The sequence below is a fragment of the Erythrobacter sp. JB3-1 genome (assembly GCF_057364995.1).
In genome coordinates this window covers 2,056,196-2,078,431 of sequence record NZ_CP200289.1, presented here as the reverse complement: position 1 = coordinate 2,078,431, position 22,236 = coordinate 2,056,196, and the positions used below count along the sequence as shown (strand labels likewise).

The following is a 22,236-nucleotide window of genomic DNA, read 5'->3' as shown; positions in this document are numbered from 1 at the left end:
TTGTAAATTTATCGGTCGATGAGGTGGCGGTAGGCGTTGAAATGGTTGTGAACGTTGGCGTGGACTGGGCGGTTTGGCTCTCGATTTGCCACCCAAGCTATGCTTCTACCAACGCTCACTTTCGCCTGCCACGTTCGTCTAACAAGACCGACAAGGCCTTTTGATCGATCCTTAGAACTTGCTCAAGATGTTCAGGAACGGCCCATGACTTGAGTAACTTTGGTCGGTCAGATCATCAGAGAAGTCTGACAGTGAATAGCCAACACCTACTTTCACATTGTCACCAATGTGGCGGTAGATCGCACCCAGAGCGCCAAGCCGCATATCGTCGGCCAAAGTGACCCACAAAGCGCGCCCTTCAACCAGCGCATCCCATTTTTTGTTCACGCGGTAGTCGGCACGGAGCACACCCAAATGCGCATCCGAGCTTACGAAGATATCGCTATCACGGGTTACAGAAACACGGCCTTGACGGTAGCCATATTTGGCACCGAGAGTTAGTTTCTGGCTCAGATCATAGTTTAAGTCTGCACTGAAGACGACGCTACGCTGTTTCGGGCTTTCTGCCTGGCCTGATCCGGTGATCTGACCCACTGGGCCCAGATCTTCGAAATAGGTGAAGCGAACAAGACCATTGAAGCGTTCATTATTGACCGGACGGAATGCCAGGCCAGCGACGGCTTCGGTGAACTCAGCCGCATTGACCGAGCCGCTTTGCTGATCGGCACGAGCCAGGTTGAACCGGCCCAATGCAGTCCAGCTCGGGTTCACTTCATAGCTAATATCGTTGCGGAGTAACCAAACGGTCTGATCGATCGTTGCGCTTTTCTCTTTGCGCAGCTCAATCGAGCTACCCAAACGCACACCCTCGGTGGCATATCCAAAGCCTAAGCTACCTGCGGTACGGCGGAACACGCCGGTGGATACGTCGTCAATGCGGCCATTTTCAAAGCTACCGTTGATCGAGATCTTGTCAGTAGGATCGAATTGCAGTCCAAATCCGCGGGTCAATGCCGGCGCAGAGCCGCCAAAGCCGATGCGGTTTTCGCCGTAGACAGACAGGCTGTCGCTAAAGCGTTGGCGTGCACCCACGGTAAGCGTACCGCGGTTAGACCGGGTGAAGATGTTCTGGCTGTCGAGGCCAGTGTCAGTGCGATCTGCGAACAAAGCGTAGCCAACATAGGCTTCTGACCCTTCGCCAAGGCGGCGATTAAGCTGAACATCTGCACCAAGGCCGCCGTCACCGCCGGAGACTTCCCCGCTCAGCGACATTCTTTCAGTCAACTGAGCCGTTACACCGCCGCCGAAGCGATTGTTGCGTTGACGCGTTGTATCACGGTCAAGAGTTGCCTGACCAAAGGCATGCACCGCAACGTTCTTGGAAGGGGCATAGGCCACTTCTGCAGCCGCATCAGTGCGGCTGCCATCCTGTACAGAGTTGAACAATGTGCCCGGTGTGCGGTCTTCATAGCGAAGGCCCAATTTGGTTGTCACATTGCCTGTGCCTGCTGCAAATTTGGCCGCTAAATCGACCGAACCGGTTTTGTTGGTGCCGGTGTTGTCTGATGAAAGCTCATCATATTTGGCTGCAATCGAAAGAACTTCGCCAATTGGAATGCTAGCAGCGGCGCCCCACCGGGTTGTGTCCGATGGAGTAAGGTTACCAGTTGACGCAAAGCCGGCCTCATAATTTTCATAATAGCCGTGCAATTTGCCCAAATCACCAGCTTTGCCAGCAAGTTCAGCGAAATCGATGCCACCTTCAGCGCGGAAAGCCTGCGCCTTTGTATTGGCACCCGGATTGGCGATGTCAGTGAATGAAAGGCCACCATCAACCGAATTGGACTGGCCGAAACCTGGCCCGTCCGTCTGGGCAATTTCACCTTTCAGATACGTGCCCGCAGTTAAACGGAGCAACACATCTGCACCAAGCAAAGTTTGTGCAGCTTCTTCTACTGTATCGCGTTGGCCAGTGATGCCGAAGCGAACTTTCTCTCCTAACCAACCGGTTGCCCGGCCGCCCACAGTGTACCCTTCAAGGTCGCCCACCAATGGTGTGTATTCATAGCGGACTACGAGGACCGGAACATTGCCAGTTGAACTGCCTTCACGAACGGTGCTGCCATTAGCAACCGTTGATGAAAGCGGGTTCAGAAGTGTGATCCGGCCCTGATACGGGTCAAAATCATAATCCTGCTGCGGATAGAGATCGCGGCTTTCAATAACGAGGCCAGTGTTGCGATCACGCGTTTCAATGCGCACCCGCTCAGAACCTATCGAGACATCTTGACGTTGCAAAAAGTAGAGCGAGCCGCCCGTACCGCGGAATTCTTCACGAGCTGGCAAAGTGCCAGGATCAGAAGCAAATGCGGTGATCTGTGTTTTGCGTTCACCAAACTCGGTGGTTTGATCGCTGTTGATATCGATCAATGCGCCGAACAGACCGCGGTCAAGTTGAGCTAGTTCTGCACCATTGAAATTGGTGACGAAGTTACCGAGCACAAACTGGCTGTCGTCCTTGGCAACTTTGAGATAAAAGCGCCCTTGCGTTGGGGCATCTTCAACCAGTGTCGAATTGTCCCCGTAGGTCGGGTAATATTGATCGCGGTTCAAACGGCGCAGCAATTGGCTTGGATCTTTGCGGTCAAGATTGCTGAAGAGATCTTTCAGCAATGTCTCGCCAGTATCGACAGAAGCCGTGATGCGGATATCGTCTTTGTCATCGCCATCATCGTCTCCGATAACACCTTTGGCATAAAACGCGGCGCGTCCGATTGCGAAGCTGCCTTGGGCAAGAGTATCTCCACTAACATCCTCTGCTGGGCCAGAGCCAAAGCTACGGCCAAGTGTCAGATCACCCTGCCCTACGACAAACCAATCATCCTTTTTCACCGCAAAGCTCTGCGACTTTTCGTATACAGTCTCGTTATTCCGCTTGATGACTACATCAAGCTTGGATGAGGGTCCGCGGCGCGCGACAATTTGCTGCGCAGCAAACCGGCCATTATTGTCGATAGGGACAACTTGGCCCGCTACATATACTAGATCGGTGTCAGGATCGGCGAACCCTGTGACAGTGGCCATAAGCCCACCAAGATTGATATTGCGATGCGCCGCTTCGTCAATGGTACCAAAGTTAGAACGATCCACTGGTTCATCACCGCCTAGCTCGTCTAGCTTCTTATCAACGATCGTCAGCTCTTCAGCGGCCGTTTCGTCAAACTGGCCATTCTTCCCATAAACCCGCAGCACATAGAACAATGCAGATGGCCCTGACATGGGCACATCCCAAGAAGCTGCACCCATTTCATTAACCTCAAGAACAGCCAATGGCTCGCTGTCTGGAGATTGCGAAGCGCTGAAAATGCGCACTTCACTTTTCTCGATAAACCCAGGGTAGTTATTGTAGGCTAAAAACGTCGCCTTTTGCCCAGCAACAGCCGAACGCCGTGCTTCGACCAGACCTACATTGAGGACCGGCGAGACAACCAGTGTATCAGCACGAAATCGAACTTCATGCTGAGCGTTCGTGGAGATTGGCTCACCTGCAGCGCGGCGTTCGTTGCGCCTAAGGCCCGCTTCATTAAAGGTATCGGGTTTCGTTGTTTGAACCTTGTCGGCAATGCGCAGGACCGTCTCACGGGCCGTTCCTCGTTTGGCAGCGGATGCTTGCGATTGCGCCTGTGACGTTTCAACAACAGCCTGGTTAGATGTTGCAACGGCAATAGCAGCTTTCGAAGTTGTGCTTGAAGCACGTGATTTCGCTTGCCCTTGAATCACGGCATCGGAAACAAAAACAACCTGTGGTTGTGCGGCTGCTTCCGGCTCATCTGCCAGAACCGCCGTGGGCGTTGCCAATGCGGCAGCCACAATTCCGGTGCGCAGAGCCCAAACATTAAGATTTTGGACAATGGATGAAGTGGTATGTGTGTTTTTCATGGCCCTTACTCCCCCTTCTCGGTTCGTTGGGCTTGCGGCATCTCTTCTGGCGCGACGCCAAAGTTCAGCTCGCCAAATTTGCCTCGTGTGAGCCTGATCGAACGTGGGTTGTCAGTGGTCGGCTCCCAACCAAGTGGTAGACTGCGAGTGTCGATCTTGAGTACGAAGTTGGAGCCGATGCGAGCATCTGGCACAGCTGCACAGGCAATGTGATAGCGTCCGAACTCGTCGGTCGTTATAAGTTGCCCGTTAACCGTGCCGAGGCGCACACCCGGCACACCCGGTTCGTTTTCGTCCTGATAGCCATCCCGGTCTGCGTCTTCGAAGACCTTTCCGATCAGCTCAGAGCAGTCGAAGACCGCACTGGGCACGATGGTGACAACGGCGGTGCCACGGTTCGAAATTTCCAAACCATCAGAGCCGTTCTGTGCAAGGCCAGTGTTCACCTTCTCACCGCCTGTCACACCAGCACCAATCACGACTGCCAAATTATACGTCACGGAGCCATTCGCAGGAATGACCTGATCTTCCCAAATCAACGTGCGACCGGTACTAACTGGTTCTTCAGGCTGTCCGTCGACCAGCGATGTGCCAAGCACATACTTCGTACCCGATGGCAGAATGTCGACTACATCGACGTCGGCTCGCTGCACATTCTCTGCATTGCTGACCGTGATTTCGTAGGGGACGACATCGCCAACGTTCGCTGTCCGTTTTGGGCTAGTCTTTGTAACAATTAGCTCGCCGCGCGTCAGGAATGGATCGAGCGGAATGTGATTGAAAATCACATCGGGGTCGCCTGCCTCAAGAGCAAACTCCAAGTAGTAAGGAGGGGTTGCCCCGGTCGGTATGTCATTGGTCGGATTGACCAAAACCGGCGCTACAAGCCCAGTGGGGTCAAACGGGCCATCCAATGGCGCGATCACGCTTGAAACTGGACCAAAGCCGGTAGGTGGCTGGATGGAGATCGTATACTCTGTCTCGCCAACCGGACATTGCGGCGCGGCACCTGGAATAATATCGAAACGATAGGCTCCAGACGCTCCGGTCGTTTGGTTCGCCTGGCTAGAGTCTACATAGCAAATGTCGGGCAACGCATTGCCTTGATCATCAACCAAGTTGAGCGTCGCACCCGCAATTGGGGTCCGCTCGACTGAATCGTAAATAATGCCCGAAGGATCGATCGGAGCATTCACGTCGCTAGTGGTCGTGTTTGGCTCGAGAGTTAGATCTTCTATGGTTTCGAAAACCACGCCGTTCTCAGGATTAACAAACTGCACCGTGAGAGGCGTGTTGCTGGGCAGACCTTCAATGCTGTAATTGCCGTCGGCATCAGCGGTGGTTTCGGCGATTACGTCGCCGTTCTCATCGAGAACCTGGACAAGGTAGCCCGGAGCGCCATCCTCGTCAGTTTGTAGGTCTTCATCGCCATTGTCGTCGTTGAAGACGGTACCTTCAAGAGTACTGATCGGCGCCTCAACTACGACTGTAACGGTGCTCGTCGAGCAATTGGTCGGATTGAGAGTTTCGCAGATCTCATAGATAATCGTGTACGTGCCAGCCGGCACGTCAGCGCCAACAGAAACGAGGCCGGTGGCAGGATCAAACACAACGCCAGGATCGGCTGCTGGTGTCAGAACAGTCGCGGTAATCGCGGCAGGATCAACTGGCTCTCCGTTCAGTGTATCGTTGTCGAATGCATTGATGATATCATTGCCACCAATGCCAGAACGAACAGGCTCGGGCACATCGTCGGCAGACTCAATAACCGGTGGCTCGACCTCGATCGTTATTGATGCCTCTGCACAATTAGTCGGGTTCAACGTCTCGCAGATCTCGTACACGATGGTGTAGCTACCAGCAGGCGTGCCAGGAGGCACATCGACTAGGCCTGTTTCGGGATCAAGCTCAGGCACTGGTGCGCCTGGCGTCAGCGGCGTTGCTGGTGTCAGAACAGTAGCGGTAATCGCGTCGGGATCGACCTGAACGCCATTCAGCATGTCGTTGTCAAAGGCGTTGATGGCATCATCTGCGCCGTCTGCACCATTGATACCTACCACGGTATCATCGCCTGCACTGATTTCTGGCGCATCAACGACAACCGTTGCCGTATTGGTCGAGCAATTCGCAGGGTTCAGCTCTTCGCAAATCTGATACTCGATCTCATAGGTACCAGCAGGTGTGCCCGCCGGAACGCTTACCTGTCCGGTGGCCGGATCAAGAACCGGAACCGGCGCGCCTGGCGTCAGCGGCGTTGCAGGCGTCAGAACATCGATATCAACTGTGGCTAGCGTTGCAGGCGCATCATTCAACAGATCGCCGTCGAGCACATCCAGAACATCGTCCTGACCTGTTGTGCCATTAATTCCGGCAACTGCATCAGGATCGGCAAGGATCGGCGCGCCCTCAACCACGACTGTGGCGGTGGCCTCTTCACAATTGGTCGGATTGAGAGTTTCGCAGATCTCGTAAGCGATCGTGTACGTGCCCGCAGGCGTTCCCGCAGGAACGTCAATAAGGCCCGTTGCCGGGTTCAGCACTGGCACCGGATCACCGGGGTTCAGCGGAGTGGCCAGTGTAACAATACCGATGTCCACTTCAGCAAGCGTGGTTTGTGTGCCGTTCAGCAGATCGCCGTCCAGCACATCGAGCACGCCGGTCGCACCTGTAGTGCCATTGATGCCTGTGACCATGTCATTGTCAGGCGCAAGGCCTGCACCCTCAACCACGACTGTGGCCGTGGCCTCTTCACAATTGGTTGGGTTCAGCTCTTCGCAGATCTCGTAAGCGATCGTGTACGTGCCCGCAGGCGTTCCCGCAGGAACGTCAATAAGGCCCGTTGCCGGGTTCAGCACTGGCACCGGATCACCCGGGTTCAGCGGAGTGGCCAGTGTAACGATACCGATGTCCACTTCAGCAAGCGTGGTTTGCGTGCCGTTCAACAGATCGCCGTCCAGCACATCAAGCACGCCGGTCGCACCTGTGGTGCCATTGATGCCTGTGACCATGTCATTGTCAGGCGCAAGGTCTGCGCCCTCAACCACGACTGTGGCCGTGGCAGTGTCACAATTTTGGGGCTGACCAGCTGGGGGGACATTGGCCGTTTCGCAGATCTGATAAGTGATCACATACGTGCCAGCGGGCGTACCTGCAGGCACATCAACTGCGCCCGTTGTGGCGTTCAAAACAGGGACCAGATCGCCCGGATTAACGGGTGTTGCAGCGGTGACTTCGCTGATCGTTACGTTGTCTGTGGTGGCTGGGTTTCCGTTAAGTGTGTCATCCGTCAAAACATTGAGCACATTAGTCGCGCCAGCGGCTCCATTGATGCCCGAGACGCTATCATTAACGGCGACGATCGACACGGCGACGGTCACCGATTCCATCGCTTCAAACGGGGCAAGTGTGCCTGAATCTGGTGTGCCTGTCACAGTCGCGGTGTTCACCAGTTGCGCATGCGCTGGGCTTGCCGCCAAGCCGATGCAAAACGGCGCCACAGCAACAGATGCAAGAGCGGCCCTTTTGAAAGAACTGCGCGTTTGGACATTTGACCCTTTGTTGATCGTGGTCATGATCTTACCCCTAAATCGAATTTCAAATTCGAGCGTGAATCAATGGCGAGCTCGGTAAATAACTGTTCGAGAACGCAAATTATTGTAGATTGTCGATGTCAGCTTGTTGGACCGTATACGTTCCGGTGAACGTGACGATGTCACCGGGCGCAAGAACGCTCCAGATGCCGTCATTGGCCGTGACATCGGTTGAGTCGCCGGTGGTGCCCGCGTCTGTGGTCAGTGTTTCATTCGCAGGTGTCGGAGCAGGTCCAGCGCCATTGTGAACGTCGTTCACTGTCACGCCGCGGATGATTTCATTACCGGTGTTCGTTACCCTGTAGGTATAGGTCACGACTTGGCCGACCGTGACGAACTCATCGTCATCTGCTTCCTTCGTCATCACAATTCCTGGCGCCGCATCGACAACGACCGTCGCCGTCGCAGTTTCACAGTTTGCTGGGTTCTGCGTTTCGCAGATTTCATAGTCGAAGCTATAAGTGCCTGACGGCGTGCCAGGCAGCACATCGACAGAACCATCGTTTGTATCGAAGCTGAGTTCAGGTGGAACGCTCGATCCCGTAGCAACACCAATTGTTACATTGCTTGTCGTCGCAGGATCAGCGCCCAGAGTGTCGCCTGTCAGAACGTTTAAAACATCGGTCTCGCCGTTAAGCCCATCTACGCCCGTAACTGTATCATTTGTTGTAGCAATTTGCTGAGGCGTCACAGGGAAGCTGTAATTCGTTTCGTTGGATGTCAAAACGTTGTCTGATGTATCGCCCGTGGCAACGGCATCAGGTGCAATGGTAAATCCCGATGGCTCGGCATCGTCCATGTTGTCTTGGGTCAAAGTGTACGGGCGAGTGATAATCCAGGTTTCGCCCGGATCGAGAACGCCGTCCCCATCGGTATCACCAGAATCCGGAGTGGTGATGACGATCGTGCCCAGCAAATCGTCTTGGACAGTAACAGTACCCAAAGGCCGAAGGTTACCAGCCGGGTTGCTGATTGTGTGCTGGATATCGACCGTGTCGCCGGCGCTGTCGCCGCCACTGCCGTCAACATCATTGCGGCCCGTTACGGTCGATGCGAGTGTGATGAAGGTTTGACAGACTTCAACGCCATCGAGGAAGTTGCCTTGCGCGTCCCTCTCCCCACCTTGCAGGGAGGTGAATGTCATAGAGAATTGCGTGGCGGCAGGATTCGTAACCGTGGTGAACGTGTGCTCAACCCACGCTGTGGAATCGGCGGAAAACGAACCTGTGTTGCCGAGAGTTCCAACATCATCACTGATGGTGGCCTCTGCAATTTGGGTCAGGATACTGGCTGGATCGGTTGGTGGCAAACTGTTGCTTGCCCTTGCACGGTGTGCCCAACTGATGAAAAGTTCCGCACCACCTGCCGCTGCGCCAGTTTGCGAAAGAGCGGCCACTTCGCGCGCATTTAATTCGGCGAACTGACCACCTTCAAATGCCGGTGTTGGTGCAGATGTGCCGGGCGCGAAATTGGACTGCCAGATTTCAATCAGACCGGAGCTATCGGTCGTCGACCAGCCAGGCACCTGACCTTGGGGCGTTTGAACCTGACCCGGGCTTGAACTTGGGTTGATAACTGGCTGTTCAAAACCGCCATTGACCTGAATTTGCGTGGCAATCCCACAAGATGTCGGCGATGTTGTCTGCGCGCTGACCACCGATGGCGTAGCCACCACGCTCGCGCCTACTGTAAGTGCCGCCAAGACCTTTCGCGCCCGCATTGGCGTGGCTGCATGAAAATTTCTCAACATTCAAAGTCCCCAATTTGATCCACTTCGAACCAGGTTATGCCACACCGTCTGAGTGAATTTGGTTAACAGTTCTATAAAAAACGGACGACTTTACGTTGTTTTACAAGTCAATAGGATTGGTCATTTTACCGACGTGTTGCTGTCAACCTCATCCCGACTTGTCTCGGTTTGGCGCAGCTATCCCTGATCCGGTGCTGTGTCAGGCCATCGGGTTTGCCGCTCAGCAAAGCGTCTTCACAGGAAGTCTTGTAAGTCTGTCTGTCAGTGAGATGTCGGTTTAAAGTAAAGCTGCAGCGACTTCAGCGGTCGAGCTCTCAGCATCACCCGTTCTCATCGTCGGAAGGGTAAGTGTGAGTTCTCCACTCGATTATTTGCCCAGCGACCGATCTCCTGACGATCTTGGTTGCCAAGCTCACTCATCGCCGCTTTGTAGGAAGATAGGCCATCGGTGGTCATGGTCTCAACGGGTCCGTGATTCTTCAGCGCCTTCTTAATGAACGGGAAGGCTTTTTGTCTCGCTTCTTGGTGACGTAGCTCTCTAGCAATTCCCCCTCTTGGTCGACCGCGGGCCAGAGGTAGTGGGTCTCGCCATTGATCTTCACGAATATCTCGTCAAGGTGCCAGCGCCACTGACGAAAGCCGCGCATCCGACTGATCCGCTGGCGCTTGATGTCTGCAGCGAACATTGGACCAAACCGGTTCCACCGGAACCTCACCGTCTCGTGGCGAATATCGATCCCTCGTTCGAAGAGCATATCTTCCCCATTCCGCAAGCTCAGTGGAATGCGCACATACATCATCACGATCAGGCGGATCACATCAGGTAATGAGTTAAAGCGTTTGAATGGGCTGGCTGGTTTGCGGCGTCTCGGCATCAAACCGACCTACCCGCACATCAACATCCGTCAATTGTGTACAGTTAGTCTGACAACACCGTCGCAGGCTATGTGAGTTATTCAACCATTCCCATTAAGGTTCACCATCAGGCTCGAGACCGCGTGCACAAAGTAATTGGGCGCGATGGTCTGCTTGCCGGTCCATTCGATGTTCGGGAAACGCTCAAGGATCTTGGTGTAGGCGATCCGCATCTGCATCAGAGCCACCCGATTGCCCAAACATGTGTGCGGGCCATAACCAAACGCCAAATGCCGCGTGACATTTTCACGAGTGAGGTCCATCCGATCGGGGTTCGGGAAAACCGAAGGATCACGGTTTGCAGCCCCGTACCACAGCACCACCTTCTCGCCCTTGGCGATCTTCTGGCCGCGGATCTCCGTATCTTCGGTCGCGGTGCGGCGCATATGCATCACCGGCGAAGTAAGCCGCAGAGATTCCTGGAGGAGATCAGGGATCAATTCCGGGTTCTCCAAAATCTTCTGTTTCTGATCAGGGAATTGCGTCAGCAATCGCATGGTCCCCGACAGTGAATTGCGCGTTGTATCGTTGCCCGCGAAGATAATCAGCAGCCACGAACCGTCCCAGAATTTCAGCGGGAAGGCTTCTCCATCCAACTGAGAATTGGCAATCGCTGAAAGCAGATCGCCGCGCGGATTTGCGCGCCGGTCAGCGAACATACGCTCGCCATAATCGAACATTTCCGTCACCTTGGGGCCGAACTTGAACGGGAAAGTCGGCTCACTCAGCAACGTGCGCCAAGGAGCGTGGGTGAACATCTGCGCACGTTCGAGATAGTGCATCCACTCGATGATCCGGGGGCGGTCCTCTTCATCGACACCCAACATCTCGCATAGGGTGAACATGGGAAGTTTCTCGGTGAAGTTCGTCACGAAATCGACCACCGGCCCTTTGCGCTCCAGATCATCGAGCAGCGTATCGACATAATCTCCAACGCGCTCTGCCAACTCGGAGACAAATGAGGGCTTGAAGAATTCCTGCTGTTGTAGGCGCACCTTCATATGAAACGGTTTATCGAGATTGATCAGCGAATTGAGCGCGGCCTCTGTCAACCGTTCGTGCTTCCAATCCTCGCGTTTGGTAATGATCAAATTGATCGCGCCCGCCTGTGAGGAAAACACGCCCGGATTGAGTTCTGCGGCTTGCACGTCTTCATAGGTTGATAACGACCAGAACCCTGCCGCTTTGTCACCCGCATCGGACCACATGACGGGCGCTTCTTCGCGCATTTTTTTGTAGAATTCCCAAGGCTGACCCGACGTGAATTCGGTTGGATCCCAAAGGCGCTTACCCTTGAGCTCAGGATAGGTAGGCGCAAACTTGGAATGCGGTCTGTGCGTGTCGAATTCCGCTGTTTCGCTAACAAGTTCCATGTTTTCTCGGTCTCCAACTCTTGTTCTTCTGGCATATTGTGAAGCGCCGATCGCCGCTCCTCAATCCAAACCGTCGATACGGACGCCTTTGTTTGTTCGCGGACAAACATTGACAACATTCCAATAATGGAACAACTCTCATCCGAGGACAACTATGAGTTAGAGAAATCCTGACTTATAGATGCATGAAACGCCAAAAGGCGATGTGGGAGAGGGAAGTATGGTTATTAGGCAACGGCTCTTGAAGGCTATCTCGGGCGGCGTGTCGGTTTATGCCATTGCGCTTGCAGCGCCAGCAATGGCACAAGACAATGATGCTGGCACGGGCGTGGAAACTGCTGACAATGTTATTATCGTAACCGCGACAAGGCGCGCTCAAGATATCCAAGATGTTCCAATTGCTGTGACCGCAGTTTCCCCTGCGCAGCTTGAGAGTGCAGGCGTGGTCGATGTCAGGGATATTGCGCAGGTCGCCCCAAGTTTTTCCGCAAACTCGGCTCAATCCTCCACGCGCACTCCAACTTTTAGGATTCGCGGCGTTGGCACAGCTGGCAACAACTTGGGTTTCGAAAGCGCGGTTGGTGTCTTTATCGATGGGGCATATCAATCACGTCCAGGCATTGCGCTCAGCGAGTTTGTCGATGTTGAGCGTCTCGAAGTTTTGCGCGGGCCTCAGGGCACGCTGTTTGGTCGAAACACGACGGCTGGCGCGATCAATCTCACAACGAATAGGCCGGATCTGAGTGAATTTGGCGGCTTTGCGAATGCTACCTATGGCAATTTGGATCTGCTTAGCATTCAGGGCGCAATAAACGCTCCTATCGTCAAAGACACATTGGCGGTGCGTTTGACGGGCGCTTATCGTCAACGTGATGGCTATGTTGATGTCTTGGACGCCGCTGGCAATCAGCTCGGCGAATCTGGTGAGCTCGATCAATTCCTTGTGCGCGGTCAATTGGGCTTTGAAAGCGAAGGCGGTGTCAGAGGCCGACTGATTGTCGATTACTCCGAAGCCGATACCGTATGTTGCTCGGCGGTTGAGCTTCTGGCTTCCCCGCTTGAAACATCTGGGCTTCTCGGTCTTTTGAGCGGCAACCCACGTGGTGGCCAATCTGGTCCTGTCGTCAATACCAACCCGTTTGACACTGGCGCCGCACAGGATGCGCTGGAATCTCTTACGGCAACGGGCAACCGCTTGCCTCTGGAACTCTCTCAATCGTTCGGTATCACCGGCGAGCTTGAATTTCCTTTGAGCGACGCGGCGGACCTGATCCTGATCGGTTCCTATCGCAAATTCGATACGGATGAGAGCTCTGACAACGACTTTTCGGGTCTCGATATTTTTGAATCCGACAGTGTTGAGGTTACTTATGAGACCTTCACCGCTGAAGCGCGGATTCAAGGTGAAGCCTTGGATGGCAAGCTCAACTGGCTCGTCGGTGGTTTCTACTCTAACGAAACGATTTTCTCAGATGTTACGACCTCGCTCGGTGCCGGCTTTGACCTTGTGACAGGCGCCATTCTCGGCGGAGCATTTGGACCTGCACCTTTGGCATTGTTTACCGGTGCGTCACCGGCTCTAACGTCAACGACCTACCAATTCAGTCAGGATGCGGAAAGCTGGTCGATCTTCACTCACAACACGTTTGACGTGACTGACTCGCTTAGCTTGACACTTGGCCTGCGCTATTCGGATGAAAGCAAGCAAGGTGATTTTGTTCAGTCCGCTAACACCAATCCGACATGTACAGGGGCGCTTGGCTTTGCTGCTGCAAACGGGCCACCATCACCTTTGGCCGGGTTGGTTGCGCCAATCGTTGGTCTTGGTTGCTTTGCCTTTACGGCGCCAACCATTGCCGGCGTTCCGGGCCTGCCGCAAGAATTTGACGTTCCGTTTAACGACACAGAGCTCATCTACACCGGTAAAATATCCTATGAATTTGATGCACCAGTAACGGCTTATGCCAGCTTTACGCATGGCTTTAAATCGGGCGGCATCAACTTCGATACGACGGCTGCGATCATTAACCCAGCGAACGGTGTGGCGGGCGATCCGACATTCCCTTCGGAAGAGGTCGATGCCTATGAAATCGGTGTCAAAGCGCAGCTGCTGGATGATGCGGTGACTTTGAATGTTGCGGCTTTCCGGCAGGAGTTCTCAAACTTCCAGATTCTGGACTTCAACGGCCTACAATTTACAGTCTTCTCAGTTGATGAAGCTGTGACGCAAGGGGTCGAGGTTGAATCGGTTATCCGTCCTACCGACGGTCTCACGTTCAATCTTGCCTTGACTTACCTTGATGCGTTCTACCCTGATGGTTGTGCGGGCACGCAAACCGCGCCCAGTGTTACGGCGCTTTGCGGCAATTCACTGACGAATGCGCCGGACCTTACGGTTGTTGCAGGTGTGAATTACGAGAAGGATCTTGGCAGCTATCTGCGGGGCTTCGTGAACGCGCAAACACGTACGGTCAGCGACCAGCGTACGGGCACACAGGCTGTCGATGTGACGACCCTCGTTCCAAACGCGTTCGACATTTTGGACGGTCACACTAAGGTTAACCTGCGCGCAGGGATTGGTGCTCAGGACGAAAGCTGGACCTTGGAAGTCTGGGGCGTGAATGTGACCGATGTGATCACATATGACTCCGCATTTAACACCACGCTTCGCAATGGCTCTCGTTCGGCGTTTCCGAGCCTGCCCGCAACCTATGGTGTGACAATCCGGACTAAGTTCTAGTTTCGGCCTATCTTTCCCAGTCGGGCTGAACTGGTGGTCGGTAGAGGATACCGGCCACCTTTTTTTGTCGGATTGAAGTTCGAACGACGAGCCATCAAGAACCAAACTTGATTTTTCCGTCCTCACATATTCAAAAACTGGATTCAGGCCTTCGAGTATTTTTCAGGAGCTGACCGATTAACGATTATAATGCCATTCAGAACCTGATCGCTAGCTATGGTCAAATTGTAGACGCTGTCCCCAGAGACCCCGAAGGATATGCCGCTCATTTTACTGAGGGCGCATCTTTCACCGATAACGGCGTAACGCTCACCCCGCGAAGTAAGATCAAAGCGCTCATGGAGGCGGCCAAGCTCACATTGGATGGCCAACCAGAGTTGAGCGGAACAAGGCATATGCAATTCAATTCTGTAATCGAGATCGGCGCAGACACAGCCGCCGCTAGAACTCAGGTTCTAGTTCTGGAACTGAGTGCGGAGCAAGGTTGGAGGATTAGAGGCAGCGGGTTTTATACAGACGAGATTGTCCGCGAGCCATCCGGAGAATGGAAGTTCAAATCCAGGGTGGTGACTTGGTTCAAAGACCTCGGGCCCGACCCACTAAATCCAGGGCTAGGAGAAATCTATGCCGGCTTCTTCCGGAGCATTATGGCACAACCTTAATGGGACGGCATAATCGCTATCTTCCTAACGCGGCCCGTCGATCTATCGCCGCTCGAATGCGGGCCTGCCTTTCCCGGGTTAGCGGCCAGGCAAGCAAGACTGGCACTGTCGCCAAAAGGCCGATTGCTGGCATTAAGCCAAACGTCCAAACCAAGATATTGACGCCTTCTACTCCGGCTTCGCTCGCGCTGTAGCCCAAAGCTGCGGGCAGATTGGTGGCAATCAACACTCCGATCGCAACAGCGCCTTTGTTCACCATGCCCCACAAGGCGAAATAGATGCCGGTCCGCTCTTCCTTGCTTCGAGCGGCATCAATATCAATCACATCCGCTGCCATGCCATTGGTGAGAACGGTTATGGCGCCTAGGGACGTGGCCTTCATAAGCGATAGAGCGAAGAATATCGGCAGCGAATTGCTGCCAAAGATCGCGATGAGCAGGCTAATGCATCCGCCCCAAATCACCGCCACTGCAATCGCTTGATGCTTGGAATAGCGCCGCGAAAGATAGAGCCAGAAGGGAATGGAGGCGACCATCACTAGCAGCTCGCTCAGCAGCAAGACGGGGAACAGCTCTTCATTCTCGAGGACATGCTCGAAGATCAAAGCTTTGAGTGCGGTTGCCCCAAATTCAGCCGCCAGCATGACAAAGCTAATGAAAAGCAGCCCGCGAAAGGGCCGGTTTTTCCAGATGATGCGAAGCTTGGCGAAGGGCGGGCGGGTTTCTGATTTCTCTGCGTCCAAGCTGGACAAGTCGGGCTCGCGCAGAACGCCAAGTGTTATGGAGAAGAGAAGGGGGGTCAGGATGATCGCGATTAAGGCCATTGCGAAAAGTTGATCGCCCAGCCCTCCTCCCAAAGACAGCGAGACATAAGCTGCTGCAGCCAATCCAAACAATGTCCCGACAAGGCCAAGCCCTTCGCGCCAGCCTGCCAGTTCGGCCCGCTCATCATAATGAGGCGAAAGCTCCGCTCCGAACGCTTTGAATGGCAGGTCAACCAGCGTGAACCCCAGATACAAAAGGAACGCCCAACCAAATACATATAGGAGGCTCACCTCCTGCGGCGGGACGAACAGCATCCAAGCCGATAGGCACATCAGCGGCAAGCCGATGAGGATGACGGGCTTTCGGCGTCCAATTGGGGTGCGCAGCCGGTCAGAAATCCAACCAACAATGGGATCGGTCACCGCATCCGTGACGCGGGTTAGAGCAATCATCAATCCAATGGCTGCCAGGCTTAGCCCTCTGTCAGAGGAGTAAAACGCAGGGATGAAAGCCACCACCGGGATGGTTGCGATCGAATATCCGAAGTATGGCAATCCATAAAGAGCGCGTTGCCATCGGACGAGGGCCGCCGCGTTATTGCCTTTCATTTCAAAATGCATCCCATTCAGGGGCACGCTGTAATACCAATCACAACCCTTTGCCAGCCATGTGTTTTGCGGCCAGATACCCAAAGGTTAGGCCCGGTCCGATGGTGATCCCGCCGCCGGGATAAAAGCCCGACCAGATCGAGTTCATATCGTTGCCGCAGGCATAAAGGCCGTCGATTGGCTGGCCATCTGCGTCCAGCACCTGCGCATTGCCGTCACACACCAAACCAGCGGCTGATCCGATGTCGCCCGGCCATAATTGAATCGCAAAGAATGGGGCTTTTTCTATCGGGCCAAGGCATGGGTTTGGCGAATGCGTCTCATCACCAAGATAGCGGTTATAGTCTGTGCTGCCTTTGCCAAACTCGGTATCAATGCCGGTCTTTGCAAATTCATTGGCTGCTGCAATGGTTTCGGAAAGCGCCTCTTGCGGAACGCCGATTTTCGCCGCCAGTTCGGCGGCGCTCTCAGCTTGGATCAAATATCCCGCTTTGATGAGTTGGTCGTAAGCCTTGGTGCCCACACGCGCCATTCCGAGCCCATACTTGCCTAAGAACGCGCTGTCGCAAATGAGGTGCACGGGGACGTGCGAGCCGTCTTCATCCGCTTGTGTCATAGCGGAGGCGAAGACATGGTAGCTTTCGGCCTCGTTGACGAACCTTTTGCCATCGCTGCCCACCGCAACCGAGCCGGGCATTTGTCTGTCGCCCATAAGGTGCGGGAATTGGATGAACTTGTCCTTGCCCACTTGGAGCTTCGACACGGGCGCAAAGAAGGCGTTTCTGGCGTTGCTGTCGGCCACCCTTCCATTCGCTTGTTTGCCCAGTTCCAGTCCATCACCAGTGTTGGTGCGCGGAGCCATGCTGAAATGGCTATCGGGCGTTGGAAGGTTTGCGCGCCGCCATTCTTCGCTATGCGAAGCGCCCCCGGTTGCCAGCACCACGCCGCGTCTTGTTTTGATCTGATATTCACCAGCGGCAGAAGCCACATTCACCCCGGTGATTTTGTCGCCGTCCTTGATGAGCCCTTTGGCCTCAGTGCCGCGAAACATGGGGATGCCGGCATCGAGAGCAGACTTGTACAGGGCAGCGACCATCGCATTGCCGTAAACCAGCCGGGTTCCGCGGTGATAGTTTAGCTTGTCAAAAGCAAATCGCGCGCCCAGAGCGGCGAGCTTAAAGAAGGCCTTGGGTGATGACTTGATCTTCTTCAAATTAGCCACATCATCCACTGTGACCATCAACCCGCCAAAGGCCATAAACTGTGGCAAGGGTGAGCGGATATCGGCAAAGTTCTTGCCCAGTTTCCGGCCATTGTAATGCGCAGTATCCATTGTGCGTCCACCCATCACCGAACCTTCCAGATCGGAATGATAGTCGGGCGAGTGCTCACGCGGGATAAAGCGCAGATGCGTGTGCGCCTCGAGGTAATCGACCGCTTCAGGGGCCGCATCCAGATAGGTCTCGATCAGATCGCCTGCATAGTGATTGCCGAGCAGTTCCTTCAGATAGGTGGTCACTTTCTCCCGGCTGTCGTCGGCGCCCATGCGCTTCGCATGGCTGCTTTCAGGAACCCAGATCGCGCCGCCAGAAATCGCGGTGGTGCCGCCAAAGGTATCGGTCTTCTCGATGATAACAACATCGAGCCCTTCCTTGGCAGCGGTAAGCGCCGCAGAAAATCCGGCCGCCCCTGAACCAATCACAGCAACATCGACCTGCATGTCCGATGTTAACATGTTCTCGGTTTCGTCACTCTTCATATTGAGGTTGGCTCCGGCTGCTTTTTGAAACTGCCGTACAAGACGGCGATCAGAAGCGCAGAAATGAACACCCCAATCGCGGTCGGATACAATGCCGCATCATATGAGCCATCACGATCATAGGTAGCACCAAACATCGCTGGGCCGAAGGCGGCTCCGCAATAAATCACACCGATCAAAGCCCCGAAAACCTTCACATAAAGAGCCTCGCCGAACAGACGTTTGACGGCATAGGATAGAACATCAAATTCGACACCTGTCCCAAACCCAGCCAGAGCAATAGCCAACAAGACCATCGTAGAGCTCAATTCGTCTTGCGCAAAAATCGCAAGGGCTATGGACAAAGCCAGAATTAGAATGCCGCCGACGATAGCCAGATTGAATTTGTCCAAAAGGTAGCCTCCAATCAGGCGGCCAACAATAACACTGACACCAAAAGCGGGAGCCGCTTTTACAATGAGGTCTGCATTCGCACCGGCGCCTTGAAGGATCAGTTCCATATTGGTGATAAAGCCGGGAACGGCGACGCCGATTGGCAGATAGGCCGCGGCCAAAATCCAAAACCGCCAATCAGATAAGAACGTCTTGCGAAGGGGCTCGTGGTCGCCTGCATCGGCAAGACCAGTTTCTGACTCTTCCTGATCGAGAGACCTTTGAGGGGCGCGAAACCACAAGAATATGAATGGTGCCACCGCAACCAATGGCAAAGCGCCAAGCCCCAAGAACGCCCCGCGCCAACCAAATTCTGCAATCAAACTAGCGGTCAGGAGCTTGATAACGGCCCCGCCGAATCCGGTTCCCAAAAGCGTAAGGCCAAGCGCCAAACCAAGCCGCTTATCAAACCACAAGACGACCATCTTGGTCCATGTCACGGGGATGACGCCAGAGAAGGAAACAGCCGCCGCGACCGCCAAGCCATAAAACACATAAATATTGGATGGGAGGAGGCTATGACCAGCAACCATCAAAGACGATGCAAAGAACGAGATCAAAGTCACCTTGCGGGCGCCATACTTGCCGGTCAGGTAAGTGGCCACCGGAAGGCTAAGGATCAGAGCTATGATCGACAAAAGCGAGGTTAGCTGTATCGCACCTTGCGACCAACCGTATTCGTCCGACAATTCCGGGGCAATCGCGCCAATCGCATAGAGCTGAATATTGACGGCGCAAAAGGCCATCCCCAGCATCGACGCAAAGACGACTTTCCAGCCAACGGAGAACTCATTCATAGCAAGTCTGCCTGCGTTTGGCTGGATGGTGCATCTATGCTTCCCCCGGCGCTACATATTCAATGTCATTATTGAACGTGCCCACTGCAAAAGCATCGCGCCCCTCGATCTTGGCGCGCACTTCGCCATTTGCGCCCTCTGTCAGCAGGCTGATCACTTCCTCAGCAATAGCAGATGGCGGCATCAGGGGCACTTTAGCCTGCCTGACCAGATCAGAAAGCATCGCCGTGTCAACCGTGCCCGGACAGATTGCGTTGATGCGCAGCGCCGTGCTGGCATTGGCGGCGGCAACGCTGCGCACCAATTGCAGGACGGCGGCTTTACTCGCGGCATAGATGGGATCAAAAGGCGTGGTGACCAAGCCAGCGCGAGAGGCAGTGACTGTAATGGCCCCGCCCCCTTCGCGCATCAGCGGTATCAGATGCCGCAGGCCGTAAAAGACACCATCGACATTGACCGACATGACCCGGCGATAGGCATCAACAGGTGCAGCCTCGAACGGGGTGAACGGCGCATCGGATGGGACCGTCATAATGCCTGAGTTGAGATGCGCGTAAGTCGGTGTTCCCAGCTCGGCAACGCAGCGCGATATGGCCTGTTCTACGTTTTCTTCGCTGGCAGCATTGCAAGCGATAAAAATACCGCCGATCTCTTCTGCAAGAGCGGCCCCTGCCTCTTCATTGATATCGCCAATTGCGACTCTTGCGCCCGCATTGGCCGCTTGCCGCACGACCTCAGCGCCAATGCCAGCGGCACCGCCCAATATGAAGAAGACCGAGTTTTCCATCCCGGACTTAGTTCAAGATCGCAGCGTATTTCATCGGCTGCTCTTGGTTGAAGCCGCTGATCCCGGCTGTGCCGTCATGCGTGAGGCCGCCATCAGGATAGAAGTTGGTGCCCGTGACCCACGACGAATCGTCTGAGGCAAAGAACGCAATAACCGGCGCGATGTCTTCAGGGCTCCCCATCCGGCCAAGCGGGAAAATTTCGTCGCGCACCTTCTTGGTCGCGCCCACCAACATTTCGGCCTGCTCATAGGAGATGCCCTGACGCATGGCGTTCGAGGCGATGATGTGACGGCCTTCTACAGAGCCAATGGCAAGGCTGTTGAAACGGATGTTATCGCGGCCATGTTCAATCGCGAGCGCCTTCATCAGCGCCTGGAGTGCGCCTTTGGCTGCGCTGTAAGCGGCGATATGCTTGATGCCGACATTGGCGGTCATCGAAGAGCTCACCAGAACGCTGCCCGATTGCTGTTCGATCATGGTCGGCAAGGCGGCGCGGATGGGAAGCCACTGGCCTGTCAGCTCCAGCTCAAGGCAGTCGGTCCAAAAGGCTTTGTCTTGCTGCAGGGCTTCTTTGACCCACACCTCGCCTGCGTTGGAGAACATCATGTCGATGCGCCCGAACTTCTCAACCGTCTTGGCGGCGAGCTCGGCGCAATCGTCTTCATTGCGCGTGTCGGAGATTAGAGCGAGAACCTGCGCGCCCGCTTCACGCGCCGCTTCGGCTGCTTCGTTCAATTTGTCTTCGCGGACGTCCGAGAGAACCAGATTGGCGCCCTCTTGTGCGCAGCGCAATGCTGCGGCTGAACCAATAGAGCCGCCGCCGCCGGTCATGATTAGTGTTTTTCCGTCCAGTCTCTTCATGGCTATATCCTTGCAAAATTCAAAATAAGGGTGTGAGCGTTTTGTGCTTTTGGGGGCGCTATTTCAGCGCGAAACCCACAATCAGCTTGGCCGCTTCGATGACCATTTCGCGCTGCTCTTTGGGGTCCATGTAATGGGTGGCATCAAAGTAGTGGTGCCCGGTGAAACGCTCGCCAATGGCCTCTTCCCATTGGCGTAAGTAATCAGGATGGGCGCGGTGATCGCCTTTCTGAACGATGCTCAGTACAGGGATCGTTGTTTTGCGCATATCCGACGGGCCATCAGCGTGGCTAATATCGGTTGCCCATTGGCTGAGCCAAGAACGAAGGCTGGTAAATCGGCCCAATCCATTGCCAGCCAGGTTCATGGCACGAATGGCGTTCACATCGCCTTTGAAATCCGACGTTTCGGCAAACATGAACGGGTCTGCATTGGTCCGGTGCACGACGAAAGCTTCATCAGCGCCCGGGCCCTGTTCGGCTTCAAGCTTTGCCAAGCGAGCCTTCACCCAATCCGTGATCCGCTGCATCCGTGCGGCCTGACCGGCTCTGATCTTGGCAACGAATTCGTCAGAGAATGGCGTGCCGTTATCGGGATTAAAAACATCGAGCGCCGGATCGATATTGCTGAGATCATTCTCGTCCAGCACCGAGGCATCGAGCACATTGCGCAATGTTTGCGAACGCCCAAGATGGTGACCAAACAAGACAAGCTTATCCGCGGGAGGAAGATGTTCGGGTAGCAATCCGCTCGGCCGCCCATCGGGGAGCTGCGTCGCGGTCAGATTTTCCGCCTGCGCCTGATAAAAGCAAAAGAGCGACGCCCCGCCGGAAAAGCCCAGCAGGATGACTTTCTCATAGCCGCGCTCTTTCAAGAAACGCACTGCCGTCCCAACATCCTGGGCGCAGCGTTCCATGTTCAAGGTCGCATCATTGCCGACAAAGCGCGTGGCAATCGCAGCGCAGGGCAGGCCCATCATCTTCATGGGTTCAAACATATAGAACCCCGCCACTGGCACCGTTGGATGCGAGAAGATGGCAATCGTCTTGTGGTCTGGAACACCGCTATCCGGCTCATACAGATCAAGGCGAACAGTCGGATTATTGTTCACCGCCGGAGGATAAAGCTCAAACGGCAATCCTGCTTCGGCGGCAAGCAGGAAGGAGTGCATCGGCAGTGCCTTAACTGTGCTCATAGTCCAATCACCTGCGATGTTTTCAAAACCGGATTCTTCACGTGATTAGACTTTCGGGGTTGG

At 54.7% G+C, this 22,236-nt stretch carries 12 protein-coding genes and 1 pseudogene; 2 read left to right on the top strand and 11 right to left on the bottom strand.

What is annotated here, in order from left to right; genetic code table 11:
* Window positions 1-171: 171 nt before the first annotated feature.
* From AC0V6M_RS09835 to AC0V6M_RS09815, 5 genes and pseudogenes are all read right to left on the bottom strand, one after another.
* Window positions 172-3,939, bottom strand: coding sequence for a TonB-dependent receptor (locus tag AC0V6M_RS09835; protein WP_486138635.1), 3,768 nt, complete (start codon window positions 3,937-3,939; stop codon window positions 172-174).
* 5 nt (window positions 3,940-3,944) lie between these two features.
* A complete protein-coding gene (locus AC0V6M_RS09830) occupies window positions 3,945-7,511 on the bottom strand; it encodes a hypothetical protein (RefSeq protein ID WP_486138634.1) in 3,567 nt (1,188 codons plus the stop codon).
* Between the two features lie 79 nt (window positions 7,512-7,590).
* Window positions 7,591-9,201 (bottom strand): DUF7507 domain-containing protein, encoded by a 1,611-nt coding sequence (locus tag AC0V6M_RS09825; RefSeq protein WP_486138633.1) that lies wholly within the window; start codon window positions 9,199-9,201, stop codon window positions 7,591-7,593.
* A 408-nt stretch (window positions 9,202-9,609) separates the two neighbouring features.
* Window positions 9,610-9,926, bottom strand: a pseudogene (locus AC0V6M_RS09820) (DDE-type integrase/transposase/recombinase).
* 309 nt (window positions 9,927-10,235) lie between these two features.
* Window positions 10,236-11,567, bottom strand: coding sequence for a cytochrome P450 (locus AC0V6M_RS09815; protein ID WP_486138632.1), 1,332 nt, complete (start codon window positions 11,565-11,567; stop codon window positions 10,236-10,238).
* Window positions 11,568-11,808: 241 nt separating this feature from the next.
* Here AC0V6M_RS09815 and AC0V6M_RS09810 point away from each other — a divergent pair, with 241 nt between their 5' ends.
* Window positions 11,809-14,307 (top strand): TonB-dependent receptor, encoded by a 2,499-nt coding sequence (locus AC0V6M_RS09810; RefSeq protein WP_486138631.1) that lies wholly within the window; start codon window positions 11,809-11,811, stop codon window positions 14,305-14,307.
* A 176-nt stretch (window positions 14,308-14,483) separates the two neighbouring features.
* A complete protein-coding gene (locus tag AC0V6M_RS09805; protein ID WP_486139604.1) occupies window positions 14,484-14,969 on the top strand; it encodes a nuclear transport factor 2 family protein in 486 nt (161 codons plus the stop codon).
* 16 nt (window positions 14,970-14,985) lie between these two features.
* Here the strand turns inward: AC0V6M_RS09805 and AC0V6M_RS09800 are convergent, their stop codons facing one another.
* From AC0V6M_RS09800 to AC0V6M_RS09775, 6 genes are read right to left on the bottom strand one after another with little or no spacing between them, the layout of a single operon-like run.
* On the bottom strand, window positions 14,986-16,341 hold the full coding sequence (locus tag AC0V6M_RS09800; protein WP_486138630.1) for an MFS transporter: 1,356 nt from the start codon (window positions 16,339-16,341) through the stop codon (window positions 14,986-14,988).
* Between the two features lie 40 nt (window positions 16,342-16,381).
* A complete protein-coding gene (locus AC0V6M_RS09795; RefSeq protein ID WP_486138629.1) occupies window positions 16,382-18,100 on the bottom strand; it encodes an FAD-dependent oxidoreductase in 1,719 nt (572 codons plus the stop codon).
* A complete protein-coding gene (locus AC0V6M_RS09790; protein ID WP_486138628.1) occupies window positions 18,097-19,329 on the bottom strand; it encodes an MFS transporter in 1,233 nt (410 codons plus the stop codon). Before AC0V6M_RS09790 ends, AC0V6M_RS09795 begins: the two co-directional genes overlap by 4 nt.
* A 34-nt stretch (window positions 19,330-19,363) precedes the next feature.
* Window positions 19,364-20,116, bottom strand: a complete 753-nt coding sequence (locus AC0V6M_RS09785) for an SDR family NAD(P)-dependent oxidoreductase (RefSeq protein WP_486138627.1) — start codon at window positions 20,114-20,116, stop codon at window positions 19,364-19,366.
* Between the two features lie 7 nt (window positions 20,117-20,123).
* Window positions 20,124-20,978 (bottom strand): SDR family NAD(P)-dependent oxidoreductase, encoded by an 855-nt coding sequence (locus AC0V6M_RS09780; protein WP_486138626.1) that lies wholly within the window; start codon window positions 20,976-20,978, stop codon window positions 20,124-20,126.
* A gap of 58 nt (window positions 20,979-21,036) precedes the next feature.
* Window positions 21,037-22,173 (bottom strand): hypothetical protein, encoded by a 1,137-nt coding sequence (locus tag AC0V6M_RS09775; protein WP_486138625.1) that lies wholly within the window; start codon window positions 22,171-22,173, stop codon window positions 21,037-21,039.
* Window positions 22,174-22,236 lie beyond the last annotated feature (63 nt).

Excerpts from the sequence above, each read along its gene's own strand:
- AC0V6M_RS09785 (WP_486138627.1), bottom strand. The coding sequence starts at position 20,116 with ATGGAAAACTCGGTCTTCTTCATATTGGGCGGTGCCGCTGGCATTGGC.
- AC0V6M_RS09790 (WP_486138628.1), bottom strand. The coding sequence starts at position 19,329 with ATGAATGAGTTCTCCGTTGGCTGGAAAGTCGTCTTTGCGTCGATGCTG.
- AC0V6M_RS09835 (WP_486138635.1), bottom strand. The coding sequence starts at position 3,939 with ATGAAAAACACACATACCACTTCATCCATTGTCCAAAATCTTAATGTT.
- AC0V6M_RS09830 (WP_486138634.1), bottom strand. The coding sequence starts at position 7,511 with ATGACCACGATCAACAAAGGGTCAAATGTCCAAACGCGCAGTTCTTTC.
- AC0V6M_RS09795 (WP_486138629.1), bottom strand. The coding sequence starts at position 18,100 with ATGAAGAGTGACGAAACCGAGAACATGTTAACATCGGACATGCAGGTC.
- AC0V6M_RS09815 (WP_486138632.1), bottom strand. The coding sequence starts at position 11,567 with ATGGAACTTGTTAGCGAAACAGCGGAATTCGACACGCACAGACCGCAT.
- AC0V6M_RS09800 (WP_486138630.1), bottom strand. The coding sequence starts at position 16,341 with ATGAAAGGCAATAACGCGGCGGCCCTCGTCCGATGGCAACGCGCTCTT.
- AC0V6M_RS09775 (WP_486138625.1), bottom strand. The coding sequence starts at position 22,173 with ATGAGCACAGTTAAGGCACTGCCGATGCACTCCTTCCTGCTTGCCGCC.
- AC0V6M_RS09780 (WP_486138626.1), bottom strand. The coding sequence starts at position 20,978 with ATGAAGAGACTGGACGGAAAAACACTAATCATGACCGGCGGCGGCGGC.